At 59.6% G+C, this 12466-nt stretch carries 10 protein-coding genes; 5 read left to right on the forward strand and 5 right to left on the reverse strand.

The window, feature by feature from the left end:
* Positions 1 to 23: 23 nt before the first annotated feature.
* The 5 genes from VJV58_RS14130 to VJV58_RS14150 all read left to right on the forward strand — a co-directional run bounded on the left by VJV58_RS14130 (position 24) and on the right by VJV58_RS14150 (position 6623).
* Positions 24 to 1019 carry an ABC transporter substrate-binding protein gene (locus VJV58_RS14130; protein ID WP_324137982.1) on the forward strand — a complete coding sequence of 332 codons (996 nt, stop codon included), beginning with the start codon at positions 24 to 26 and terminating at the stop codon, positions 1017 to 1019.
* A gap of 328 nt (positions 1020 to 1347) precedes the next feature.
* Entirely contained in the window at positions 1348 to 2559 is a 1212-nt protein-coding gene (locus VJV58_RS14135; protein ID WP_324137991.1) for an ABC transporter substrate-binding protein, read from the forward strand.
* A gap of 197 nt (positions 2560 to 2756) precedes the next feature.
* Entirely contained in the window at positions 2757 to 3278 is a 522-nt protein-coding gene (locus VJV58_RS14140; protein WP_324137983.1) for a (2Fe-2S)-binding protein, read from the forward strand.
* Positions 3275 to 4291: a xanthine dehydrogenase family protein subunit M gene (locus VJV58_RS14145; protein WP_324137984.1), complete on the forward strand. Its 1017-nt coding sequence runs from the start codon at positions 3275 to 3277 to the stop codon at positions 4289 to 4291. Before VJV58_RS14140 ends, VJV58_RS14145 begins: the two co-directional genes overlap by 4 nt.
* Positions 4292 to 4418: 127 nt before the next feature.
* Entirely contained in the window at positions 4419 to 6623 is a 2205-nt protein-coding gene (locus tag VJV58_RS14150; protein ID WP_324137985.1) for a xanthine dehydrogenase family protein molybdopterin-binding subunit, read from the forward strand.
* A gap of 58 nt (positions 6624 to 6681) precedes the next feature.
* Here VJV58_RS14150 and VJV58_RS14155 read toward each other — a convergent pair whose 3' ends face one another.
* The 5 genes from VJV58_RS14155 to VJV58_RS14175 all read right to left on the reverse strand — a co-directional run.
* On the reverse strand, positions 6682 to 7707 hold the full coding sequence (locus VJV58_RS14155; RefSeq protein ID WP_324137986.1) for an ABC transporter permease: 1026 nt from the start codon (positions 7705 to 7707) through the stop codon (positions 6682 to 6684).
* A gap of 82 nt (positions 7708 to 7789) precedes the next feature.
* Positions 7790 to 9307, reverse strand: coding sequence for a sugar ABC transporter ATP-binding protein (locus tag VJV58_RS14160; protein WP_324137987.1), 1518 nt, complete (start codon positions 9305 to 9307; stop codon positions 7790 to 7792).
* Positions 9308 to 9462: 155 nt separating this feature from the next.
* Complete coding sequence (locus VJV58_RS14165) at positions 9463 to 10488, reverse strand: sugar ABC transporter substrate-binding protein (protein WP_324137988.1); 1026 nt, start codon at positions 10486 to 10488, stop codon at positions 9463 to 9465.
* A 153-nt stretch (positions 10489 to 10641) separates the two neighbouring features.
* Positions 10642 to 11940 carry an S-methyl-5-thioribose kinase gene (gene mtnK, locus VJV58_RS14170; protein ID WP_324137989.1) on the reverse strand — a complete coding sequence of 433 codons (1299 nt, stop codon included), beginning with the start codon at positions 11938 to 11940 and terminating at the stop codon, positions 10642 to 10644.
* A 116-nt stretch (positions 11941 to 12056) separates the two neighbouring features.
* A partial coding sequence (locus VJV58_RS14175) for a PfkB family carbohydrate kinase (RefSeq protein WP_324137990.1) occupies positions 12057 to 12466 on the reverse strand: 410 nt, incomplete at its 5' end.

The raw sequence follows: 12466 nt of genomic DNA on the forward strand, positions 1-12466 counted from the left end.
AGAAACAGAAGGGAGAAAACGCCATGGATCGAAGACAATTTCTGACCACGACCACAGGCCTCGCGCTTAGCGGGATCGCTGTTTCCGCACCGGCCATTGCGCAGGCCAAAACCAAGGTTCGGGTTGGCTATCTGCACACGGTCGCGGTTGACGGACAGATCTGGACCGGGATGGACAGAGGCACGTTCGCAAAGCAAGGGCTCGACCTTGAATTGCGGCAGTTCAACACCGGCCTTGAGATCTTCCAGGCGTTGATCGGCGGCAGCCTGGACGTGCTGGCGACGGGTGCCGTGCTATCGAACTTCCCGGCGCGCGGACAAGGCAAGGCATTCCTGATCAACGACATCGAAGTCGCGACCGCGCAACTCTGGGTGCGCTCAGAACAAGGCATCAAATCGTTCGCGGATTTGAAGGGCAAGCGCATCGCCACCACCACCGGAACTACCGCCCACGTGTTCCTCGACAAGGCGCTACGCGCCAACAAGATCGATCCAAAGGAAGTTGAACTTGTAAACCAGGCAATGCCGGCCGCGGTCACGGCCTTCATCTCCGGCGCCGTCCCGGCGGTGGCACTCTGGGTCCCATTCAACGTCACTGTGCGGGACAAGGTACCGGGCGCGGTCAAGCTTGCCGATGCGTCGGCGTATTACCCGCAGGCTGCGATCATCGGCGGGTGGGCCGCTGCCAACGACTATTACGAGCCGAACAAGGAGACGCTGGCGAAACTCATCAAGGGCTGGGCGGAGGCGAATGATTACATTGTCGCTAACAGCAAGGAAGCGATGGAAGCGTTGCAGAAGAACCACTACAGTCAGACACCGATGGCCGACATCAACGAGTCCTTTCAGGCGCAGAAAATGTTCACGTCGCGCGACTGGAAGCGTCTCTATTCGGACGGGACCGTCACAAAATGGCTGGACCAGTCGACCGACTTCTTCATGGCGAACGCGGGCATCAAGGATTTCACCCCAGCCGGCAAGTATTTCGATCCGAGCCTGTACCTGAAGACCATCGCGTAGCTCGATCTCAGAGACGATTGCCTGGCTTGCCGGCGCGCGAACGGGAACTGACAATCTCCGTTCGCGTTCTCTAGGGCCTTAAAGAAGATCGGCGGGCTGCGGCTGCACTGGGCGAGCCGTGTCGCATGCGCAGGCGTGAGCGATGTTGGCTTCGTCAAACGGAGTTCCCATGCAAACGCAGATCGACCAGCTCGGATATGCGATTCTAATCGGCGGACAACGAGCGTAGATTTGGGTGCCTCGCCACGGCGAGACCGCGCAACAAAACGAAAAGATTGATAGGGAGAAGAACGTGCAACGACGAATTCCTGTTTCCCACCTCGCAGCCATTCCGCTTGTAGCCTCGCTTGCCCTGTGTTTTGTCGCTTCTGCTCAAGCGCAGTCGGGCGATCCAATCAAAATCGGCGTGATAGCTGAGGTGCAGTCGATCGCCGGCGCCGCAACTCCCGGCGGCGCACAGATCGCGGCTGACGAGATCAACGCAAAGGGCGGAGTCCTCGGCCGCAAGATCGAGATCGTCTCCTATGATAACAAGAGCTCGTCGGCGGATTCCGTGCGCGCTTTCCAGCGCGCAGTCAGCGAGGACAAGGTGTCGGCGGTGATCGCCAGCTATATCAGCGAGGTGGTGCTCGCTCTTGAACCGTGGGCCGCGCGGTTAAAAATTCCGTTGATCACACCGGGCGCGGCTTCCAACGAGATCACCAAGGCGATCCACAACGACTACGAGAAGAACAAGTACACGTTTCATGGTTATCTGACTTCGGCTGCGCAGGCACAGCTCGTCTGTGATGCCGCAAAGGAACTGCTGGTTGACCAGCTCAAGCTCAAGACGGTCGCGATCATGAGCGAGGATGCGGCCTGGACCAAACCGCTCGACATCGGTTACGAAGCCTGCCTGCCGAAAGCGGGATTGAAGGTCGTCGAGCATGTACGCTTCTCGCCCGACACCACCGATTTCACGCCAATTTTCAACAATATCGAAAGCAAAAAGCCGGACGTGATCGTTACCGGCATTTCCCATGTCGGCGTGCAGCCGACGGTGCAATGGAAGAACCAGCAGGTACCGATTCCGATGTTCGGAATCAGCGCGCAGGCACTGAGCCCAACATTCTGGAACGACACCAATGGCGCGGCCGATGGCGTTCCTTCCCTCGCGGTCGCAACGCCCGACGTGGCCGTCACCTCAAAGACCAAACCGTTCGCGCAGGCGTTCAAGGCAAAATTTGGAACGCCGCCGGCCTATACCGGGTATACCGCTTACGATGATGTCTACATCATCGCCCAGGCGATCCAACGCGCTGGCTCAACCGATCCCGACAAGATGGTCGCCGAGCTCGAAAAGACGAATTTTGAAGGCACCATTGGGCACATTCAGTTCTACGGGAAGCAGGATGAATTTACCCACGGCATCAAATCCGGCCCGGGAGCAGTGACCGGCCTCGTATTTCAGTGGCAGAACGGCAAGCAGATTACGGTTTGGCCGCAGGCCGTTGCCGAGGGAAAACTCAAGTTCCCGGATTTCGTGAAAGTTTCGCAGTAAACACTGACGCGGCCGCCTCGTTCTCATCACCTCGTGGCCGGGCTTGTCCCGGCCATCCACGTGTTTTCTCTTCATGGATGATGCCGCAGGCAGATTCCTTATGGCATGAAGGCGACTTAGTGTTCCCCCTATGTTGCGCCGTTGACTGACACGGCTTGATCGCTAGCATAAGGTGCTGCCGTTGAGGAGCGCTCGAGATGACGCAAACCAGCACCGTAGCGACCGAGCAGATCACCAAGCCCGCCAAGACTTCGATCACGCTCAAAATCAACGGGCGGCAGACGCAACTGAACGTGGCGGCGTGGACGACATTGCTCGACGCGCTTCGCGATCACCTCGATCTCACCGGCACGAAAAAAGGCTGCGATCACGGCCAGTGCGGCGCCTGCACGGTGCTGGTCGATGGACGACGTATCGTTTCCTGTCTCACGCTTGCGGTGATGAAGGACGGCGCTAACGTCACAACGATCGAAGGGCTGGCAAACGACGGCGCGCTGCACCCGCTACAGCAGGCCTTCATCGACCACGATGCATTTCAGTGCGGCTATTGCACGCCGGGCCAGATCTGTTCGGCTGCCGGTTTGATCGCCGAAGGCAGGGCCAAGACCGTCGATGAAATTCGGGAACTGATGAGTGGCAATATTTGTCGCTGCGGAGCCTATCCCAACATCGTGGCGGCGATTCAGCAGGCAATGACCGCAATGGCTGGCAAGTCATGATCAACTTTCAATACTCGCGCGCCAGTGATGTCGCCGACGCGGTGCGAATGATCGCCGGCGATCCCGCCGCGAAATTCATTGCCGGCGGCACCAACCTGATCGATCTGATGAAAGAGGATGTCGAGCGGCCCACCCGGCTGATCGACATTTCACGGCTACCGCTGAGGAAAATCGAGGAAACAAGTGACGGCGGCGTGCGCATCGGCGCGCTTGTACCCAATTCCGACCTCGCCTGGCATCCGCTGATCGAGCAGCGCTATCCGCTATTGAAAAACGCCATCCTTGCCGGCGCCTCCCAGCAGCTCCGCAACATGGCATCCACCGGCGGCAATCTCCTGCAGCGCACGCGCTGCGCCTATTTCTATGACACCGCGACGCCGTGCAACAAGCGCCAGCCGGGCAGCGGTTGTTCAGCAATAGGCGGCGCCAACCGCACTCACGCAATTCTCGGGACCAGCGAGTCGTGCATCGCGACACATCCGTCCGACATGTGCGTGGCTCTTTCCGCACTGGATGCAAAAGTGCACGTGACGGGACCGTCAGGAGATCGCGTGTTGGCGTTCACCGATTTCCATCGGCTACCGGAATCGCGGCCGGAGATCGACAGCAATCTGCGCCCCAACGAAATCATCACTGCCATTGAGCTCCCGGCAAAGGGATTTTCGGCAAACTATTCGTACCTGAAAATCCGCGATCGCCTTTCCTATGCGTTTGCGCTAGTCTCGATCGCCGCAGCATTGGAGTTTGACGGCGAAACGATCAAGGAAGCGCGCGTTGCGCTTGGCGGAGTCGCGCACAAGCCCTGGCGTGATGCTGCAGCCGAAAACCTACTGCGCGGTCAGCCAGCAAACCAGGCGAGTTTCGCGCGTGCGGCGGATAGGCTGCTTCGCGACGCCAGGCCCCAGGAGCACAACGGTTTCAAGATTGAGCTGGCGCGGCGCGGCATCGTCCGCACCTTGACCCAGGCAGCGCAGGGGATTCCGCAGTCTCAATCCGACAAGAAGATCAGATGAGCAAGGTCGATCATCTAACTGTTTTTCCCGCAATTGCGCCGAGAGCGCGCGGAGCCGGCTGGAGTTTCGCAAATATTTCAACCCAGGCTGCCGCGGTCATCCTATCGAGACTTTGAGTGCACAAAGCATGACACCTTACATCGGCACCGCCACATCCCGCGTCGATGGCCCCGCCAAAGTTACCGGCAAAGCCAAATATGCCGGCGAGCTCAACGCAAGCGGTCTCGCTTACGGCAGTGTCGTCGAGTCCACGATTGCCAAAGGCCGCGTCCTGCGCATCGACACCAGCCAGGCGCTGCGGGTCGAAGGTGTCATCGATATTCTTACCCACGAGAACCGGCCCGGCATGGCCGATAACGATCAGGCCTGGAAGGATGAGGTTGCGCCGGAGCAAGGCTCGCCCTTCCGGCCGCTGTATGACGACCAGATCAAGTTCAGCGGTCAACCAATCGCGCTGGTGCTGGCGGAGGAATGGGAGATCGCGCGCTACGCGGCCTCGCTGGTGCGAGTCGAATACGAAAAGCAGGACTCTGTCACCGATCTTTACCAGCAGCGCGGCCAAGCGTTCATCGTGGAGAAGCCCGACAAGCCGCACGGGGATGCCGCCAAAGCTTTTGCGGCAGCAGAAGTACGTCGCGAAGTCGAATATTTTATCCCGACCGAGCATCACAACCCGATGGAGTTGTTCGCCTCCACCGTTGTGTGGGACGGAGGCGGCAAGCTCACGGTCTATGACAAGACCCAAGGCGTGCAGAACGTGCAGCGTTATCTGTGCAGCGTATTCGAGAAGAAGTCGGACGACCTCCGGGTTATTTCGCCGTATGTCGGCGGCGCGTTCGGCTCGGGGCTCCGTCCACAATATCAGGTAGTGCTGGCGGTGCTGGGAGCGCTGGCGCTGCAACGCTCAGTGCGCCTCGTTCTGACGCGCCGGCAGATGTATGGTCTTGGCCACCGGCCAGCCACGATTGAGCGGCTTGCCCTCGGAGCCAAGGCAGATGGAACACTTGATTCCATCACTCACGAGGCAATTGGCGTCACCTCGCAATTTGAAGACTTTGCGCGCAACGATACCGGTTGGGCGGCACTGCTCTACAAGTCTTCAAATGCGAAATACGTGCATCGGGTGGCGAGGCTCGACGTTCCGACCTCCTGCGACATGCGCGCGCCAGGGGCGGCGACCGGGGTCTATGCCCTCGAGTGTGCGATGGACGAGCTGGCTGTCGCTCTCAAACTCGATCCCATGGAGCTAAGGCTGCGCTGCTATTCGGATCGCGATCAAAACCAGGACGTCCCCTACAGCAGCAAGCAACTTCGCGCATGCTACCGTCAGGGCGCGGAAGCGTTTGGCTGGAACAACCGCCGGCCGGAGCCGCGCTCGATGCGCGACGGCAGCGAACTGGTTGGTTGGGGCATGGCGACCGGCGTGTGGGAAGCCTTGCAAATGCCGACGGCCGCCCGCATCGTTCTGACCGCTAACGGGCACGCCGAAGTAGCGTGCGCGGCTTCCGATATCGGCACCGGCACCTATACGATCCTGTCCCAGGTGGCGGCCGATACGCTCGGGCTGCCGATCGAGAATATCACCATGAAGCTCGGCGACTCGACGCTGCCGCAAGCGCCAGTGGAAGGCGGGTCGTGGACGGCGGCTTCGGCATCGCACGCGGTGGCGGCAACGGCTGAAGAGGTCCGCAAGGAACTGCTGGCCTTGGCGAAGACCATCAAGGGATCGCCGCTGGCAGACGCTACGCCCGAGGATGTGGTCCTTGCCGATGGCAAGATCGTCAGCAAACGAGATCAGAGCAGCGCTGTCTCGATCGCGGACGTGATGCGGAATGGCGCCATAGACCGAATTGAAAAAGAAAAGACCAATAGCTTTGCGGAAGACAATTCGCATGCGCGCAACACACATTCGGCAGTGTTTGCCGAGGTGAAAGTGGATGAACAGCTCGGCGTCGTCCGTGTCACCCGGGTAGTCAGCGCCGTCGCCGCAGGTCGAATACTCAACACCAAGACCGCTCACAGCCAGATCATGGGCGGCGTGGTCTGGGGCATCGGCATGGCGCTTCACGAGCAGACCATCTACGACCACCGCTTCGGCCGCATCATGAACGCCAATATCGCCGAGTACCATGTGCCGGTTAACGCCGATGTGTACGATATCAACGTGATCTTCGTCGATGAGCAGGACGAAATCGTCAACCCGATGGGGATCAAAGGGTTGGGCGAGATCGGGATCGTCGGCGTGGCAGCGGCGATTGGCAACGCGGTCTATCACGCCACCGGAAAGCGCGTGCGCGATCTTCCGATCACGTTGGACAAGCTGCTAAGTTAGAGCAGCCTCAGGCCACGCGTTCCAATCGATTGGGTTACGGGAAATGCGCTGAACTCGCTCAATCCGTCGCCGCGCTGGAATCGCGCATCTTTTGCGCATAGACATTGATGATGAGCGCGATCAGCAGAATGAGGCCGCGGATCAGGATCTTCAGGAAACTATCGATATTGACGTGGTCGAGTCCGTTGTTGAGGATGCCGAGCACCAATAGCCCGATAATGGTGTTGCCGATGCCTCCTCGCCCGCCGAACAGGCTGGTGCCGCCGACCACAACAGCCGCGATGGCGTCCAGCAAGAATGTGTCGAATTGGTTTTGCTGGGCGCTGCCGAAGTAAGCGACGCCCAGCATGCCGGAAAAACCGCTGAGCATCGCCGAGATCACCAGCACCGCGCCGACGATGAACTTCACGTTGACCCCCGAATATTCGGCGGCGTCGCGGTTACCGCCGGTCATATACACATAGCGGCCAAACCGCGTGTAGGTGAGAACGAGGTGCGCAATCAGCAGCACCAGCACGGCGACGACGATCAGCCAGCGCACGCCAAAATATTTACCGGAGCCGAGTACCTGGATAATGGCGGGAAACTTATAGGCGATCTGTCCACGCACCAGCATCGCCGAAATCCCGGCAGCGATCTGCATCATGGCGAGCGTCATGATGAAGGATGGAATGCCGATCCGCGTGACGCCGAAAGCCGTGACCAGGCCGAGCAAGCCGCATGCCGCCAGTGCCAGGATCACCGCAACGGGGCCGGGCATCGGCAAGTTCTGAATGTTGGCGTAGTCCGGCTGCAGCGTGAAAAATGCCATCACGATACCGATGGCATTGGCGACGGCAGCAACCGACAGATCGATCTCGCCGGTGAGAATGACGAACGTAAGTCCGACCGCAATGATCGAAGTCAGTGACACCTGGGCCAGGATATTGGCAAAGTTGTCGAGCGTCATGAATGACGGGCTGGCCACCGAAAAAAACACAAACAGCGCGATCAGCGTGATCAACGGCGCGATATTGCGCAACTGGTTGCGCAGGAAATGCATCGGATCGAATGGCTTGCCGATGGGCTTCGCAGCGTCAGTCATATCAGCTTCTCTTCTCCATACCGCATCGGTTCACCAAGCAGCGGCTCGGCGGACCTTACTTTTTATCCTCTATCCTTGTTCCTCACGCGGCTGCCAGCAGATCCGCCTTGTCCACCTGTCCCTCCTCGAATGTCTTCACAACGCGGCCACGTTTCATGACGACGACGCGATCGGCGAGCGTCAGGATGGTTTCGGGCTCAGTCGACAGCACGATCACGGCGACTCCTTGGTCGCGCAGCGCCCGAACGATCCTTATCACGTCTTCTTTTGCGCCGACGTCGATGCCGCGCGTCGGCTCGGACAGGATGAGCACCTTAGGCATATGGGTTAGCCATTTCGCCAGCGCGACCTTCTGCTGATTGCCGCCGGAAAGTTGCCCCACCCGCATTTCGGCGTTAGCTGGTCGAATCTGCAGATCGGCGATGTGCCTTTTGGCGATATCGCGTTCGGCCTGCGGCTTGAGCAAAAGCCGATGAATGCGCTGCAGGATCGAAATCGACATGTTCTTGTACATCGGCTCGGTGGGAAACAGCATCATGCGCCGGTTCTCCGGCACATAGGCGATACCCGCCTCACGCGCTGTCACGGTGGAGGTGAGCGGCAAAACATTACCCTGGAGCATGACCGTGCCGCTATCGAGCGGAAGCTTGCCGAACAGACAGCGCGCAAGCTCGATCTGACCACAACCCATGAAGCCATAGATGCCGAGGATCTCGCCGGCGCGCGCATCGAACGTCAAGTCTTTCAGCACACTCCCTTGGTTCAAATTCTGCGCGGCTAACACCACCGGCTTCGATCGGCTGCCCGTCAACTCGGCGCTCTCGCTGGCCGACAGTTCCTTGGCACCGCGGCCGATCATGTGCGAGATCAGTTGGTCCTTGCTCGTTGTCGCAGCATCGACTGTCGCCACCTTTCGCCCATTGCGGAAGATCGTAACATGGTCCGAAATGGCGAGCACGTCCTCGAGAAAGTGCGAGATAAAAATCAGACTGCGTCCTTCCTTGCGAAGCTGGCGCAGAATCCTGAACAGCCTGTCAACTTCCGGCGGCGACAGCGCGGACGTCGGCTCGTCGAGAATGATAATGCGGGCACCGGAAAACAGCACACGACTGAGTTCGACCAGTTGCTGAATTCCGACCGGAAGCGAACCCATCCGCACGCGCGGATCGATGTCGAGACCGAGACTGGCAATTTGCTTGCGCGCAGCTTTCGCCATGCCCGCCCAATCAATCACGCCGCGGCCGTTGGTCGGCTGCGTGCCGAGGAACACATTCTCCGCAACGCTCAGATCGGGAACGATGGACAGCTCCTGATGCACCATGCCGATGCCGACGGCGAGTGAGTCGTGCGGGTTTCGGAACCGCACCTCATGGCCATCCAGCATCATCTGTCCCTGGAAATCATGGTGCATGCCGGCGATGATCTTCATCATCGTCGACTTTCCTGCGCCGTTCTCGCCCACCAACCCATGAATCTCGCCGCGCGCGACTGCGAAATCCACATCGCGCAGGGCGGATACGCCGCCGAAGCTCTTGGAAACGTTTTTGAGTTCCAGCAGCGGCAAGGTGCTGCCGGCGTCAGCGGTTTCGGGCGGAGTCATAGATGGGCATTCCGGTTCGACCCCGCCGGCTGCTCGCCTTAGAAGCAGCAACCGGAGTGGTCCTAACGACGTCGATGTTCGATCTGGCTGCTCTTCCCTTTGGAAACGAGAGGCGAAAGGACAGGGCGGCGGCCCCGCCCTTCTTGGTCGAAACGCTAAATCAGGAAGTGTCGCTCCATCCACGCGATACCCGGAGCCGTCTCCTTGGTGATGACCGGACCGTCGGTGACGATATTCTTTGGGATGCCCTTACCGGTCTTTTCACCGCTGACAACAGCGGCCACACCTGCAGCAACAGCCCAGCCGTGAATTCGGCATGATGGATTACGCACGGTCGCCAGCATGCGGCCATCCATAACGGCTTCCAACGCCGGCGGCATCGCATCGACGCCGCCGATGATGATGCCGGTTCTTCCGCGCGCCTTCATGACATTGGCGGCAGCCAGCGCCATGTCGTCGTTGTGGAAGAAGGCGGCTTTGATATCCGGATACTTGGTCAGATGGGTATCCCAGATACGCGCGACCTTGGTTACGTCCCAGTCGGCGGGATCAGTATTCAGCACCTGGATCTTCGGGTAGTTCTTGATGATCTTCTCAAAACCCTTGGCTCGGCCCTGGGCTCCCGAATGCCCGAGGGCACCCTGAGTCATGATGATGGTCCCCTCGCCACCCATCGCATCGACGATCTGCTGGGTCACCGAGGAACCCATGAAGATGTTGTCAGGCGCCAGCATCGTATGCACGTTGATCGTATCGAGCGGCGCGATAAGCGTGTCGAGGTCGATCACCGGGATGCCGGCGTCGATCATCTTGTTGACGGGATCGACCAGCGTACCGATGCCGAACGCCTGGATCGCGACGAAATCCCATTTCTGCGAAGCCATGTTGTCGATCGCGGCCCGCTGCTTGACGGCGTCGAGCTGACCGTCGAACCAGGTAACCTCGACATTCATCAGCTTGCCCCAGGCTTCGGCCGCCTGCTTGCCTTGGGCGCACCAGGTGGCCTGCAGGCCGGCGTTGGAGAACGCCGCCTTCAACGGTTTTTCCGATTTCGTGAGTTCATCTGCGATCGCTGGATTGAAACCTGCGGTGGCCATGTAGGCCCCGGCTATGCCGAGCGCGCTGGCGCTGAGCAGGAAGTCGCGGCGATCTCGTTCGACTTTGTTCTTGATGTCAGACATTTGGGCTCCTTGGTGTTTGCAACACAACTGCGAGCTTTCGGGCTGTTCAACTGACCCAAAGGACCAGGTTGGTCCCCGGTTCTCCTTACGCTCGTAAGATCGGCGCCATCGATCACAAATGTCAACAGCATCGAACGCTTTTCAATCGATCGCCTAAAGAGCATCCTTGCGACAAGTTTCGGCAAATTGGCGAAGCGCAGCGATCGAGCTGATCGAACTGCGGCCCACCATCAGTTGTCGTGCGAGGATCAGCGCCCGGCGTTCGCAGCGCGCTCGAACATCGGTATTCTTTATCGATTCCATATCCTCGACATGGGCGAGGCCCAGAATGCGTCGCGCCATCTTGGCGCCGGTGAACCCGATCGAGTCCTGCAGCAGACGGGCCATGAACCGGACGCGATAGGCCTCGAGCGCCCGTCGTCCGGCCTCGTCCTCGAACAATCCTGACACGAACGCGTCACCAGTTCCTGCTTGCCGCCAAAGCTCCAGGAATCTGGTCTCAAAGCGCCCCCAGAACATTTCAAGAGTATCGAGCAGCCAGCGCTGATAGTCGCTCCGGTCATCGCCGGCGGTCGCGTGACCATCCTGGGAATAATACGACAGGAGCAAATTCGCCATGAAGGCGCCGAGGTCGAATCCCATCGGCCCGTAAAACGCAAACTCCGGATCAATGACGCGCGTTTCCTCAGAGGTCACCATGATGGAACCGGTGTGCAAATCGCCGTGCAGCAGCGCCTCGCCACGCGAGAGAAACATCCATTTCAGTTCCTGCACTGCGATCTTCAGGGGAGCATCCTCGCGAAATTCGGCGGCGATGTGATCGAGCTGCGGGCTGGTCCAGCGGTTGAGTTCGGCAATGCGATAAGGATCGGTGAAGACCAGGTCCTCGGTTATTCGGCAAAGTTCAGTGTTGAGACTGAACATCGACTGCTGCTCGCGCTTTTTCCCAGCCGGCAGCGCGAGATCACTGGTGGAAAACAGGGTTTGCGCGGCAAATCTGGCGATGTCGTCGGCGAGTTTTGGATAGCGGATACCCTGGATCAGGCCCTTGCGGAGAATGATATGCGGCTCCAGCAACTCCATCACGATCGCGGCGCGAACCTTGTCGAAGACATAGATTTTCGGCACCAAATCCGACACCACGGCGGCCTCGGCTTTTAGTGCCTCATGCTCGAAATGCGCGCGGTCGATTGGAAGCGGCCAGCTTTCCCCGACCAGTCGTACATAGGGCAACGCCTGCTTTACGCACACGCCGCCGACCGGCCCTTTGACGACAAAGACGAGATTGAGATTGCCGTCGCCGACTTCTCTGACTGACCAACCTTGTGAGCGTCCGCCGAGCGCCTTGCTCACCTCGGGATTGCTTTCGAGAAACGCCCTGATCGTTTGCTCGGTGAGCGAAGCGTAACCTGCACCACCAGTGAACCGGTTCCTCACGGCCATGCCAGTCATTCCCGCCTCTTATGCTCGGAGTGCGTACTGATCGCAGTTTGGAGGAATTTGGCAGAGCGCCGCAAGCCCCGGAATGAGAAGCCGGGAGCTGTCGCTTGCGAGACGGGGCGTGAAGCTCAAACCAAATCGGACAGCCAGGGCATGGAAGCCTGCGCGCCCCGGCCAGTGACGCTATAGGCGGCCGCACGTTGCGCAAACCTGATCGCCACGTCGACGTCAGATGTCCTGCACCACTCCGCGGCAAAGCCGCCGACGAACGTGTCGCCCGCACCTGTCGTATCGACAGCTTCAACGATGGGAGCTGGGAAGACACGCGCTCCGGCTACCGAGGCTCGCAGAACGCCTTCCCGCCCCAATGTCACGATCACGCTCTCAGCTCCGCGAACGAGCAATGCTTTCGCGGCCGCTTCGACGTCGGCCAGAGTGCGCGTTGGCAATCCGGTCAGATGCGCAAGCTCCTGGCGATTGGGTACCAGAAACCGGATGCCATCAACCATCTCATCCGCCATCCGCCGCGCCGGCGCCG

This window comes from Bradyrhizobium sp., assembly GCF_035273305.1.
Lineage (GTDB): Bacteria > Pseudomonadota > Alphaproteobacteria > Rhizobiales > Xanthobacteraceae > Bradyrhizobium.

Excerpts from the sequence above, each read along its gene's own strand:
- VJV58_RS14130 (WP_324137982.1), top strand. The coding sequence starts at position 24 with ATGGATCGAAGACAATTTCTGACCACGACCACAGGCCTCGCGCTTAGC.
- VJV58_RS14140 (WP_324137983.1), top strand. The coding sequence starts at position 2,757 with ATGACGCAAACCAGCACCGTAGCGACCGAGCAGATCACCAAGCCCGCC.
- VJV58_RS14145 (WP_324137984.1), top strand. The coding sequence starts at position 3,275 with ATGATCAACTTTCAATACTCGCGCGCCAGTGATGTCGCCGACGCGGTG.
- VJV58_RS14150 (WP_324137985.1), top strand. The coding sequence starts at position 4,419 with ATGACACCTTACATCGGCACCGCCACATCCCGCGTCGATGGCCCCGCC.
- VJV58_RS14155 (WP_324137986.1), bottom strand. The coding sequence starts at position 7,707 with ATGACTGACGCTGCGAAGCCCATCGGCAAGCCATTCGATCCGATGCAT.
- VJV58_RS14160 (WP_324137987.1), bottom strand. The coding sequence starts at position 9,307 with ATGACTCCGCCCGAAACCGCTGACGCCGGCAGCACCTTGCCGCTGCTG.
- VJV58_RS14165 (WP_324137988.1), bottom strand. The coding sequence starts at position 10,488 with ATGTCTGACATCAAGAACAAAGTCGAACGAGATCGCCGCGACTTCCTG.
- mtnK (WP_324137989.1), bottom strand. The coding sequence starts at position 11,940 with ATGACTGGCATGGCCGTGAGGAACCGGTTCACTGGTGGTGCAGGTTAC.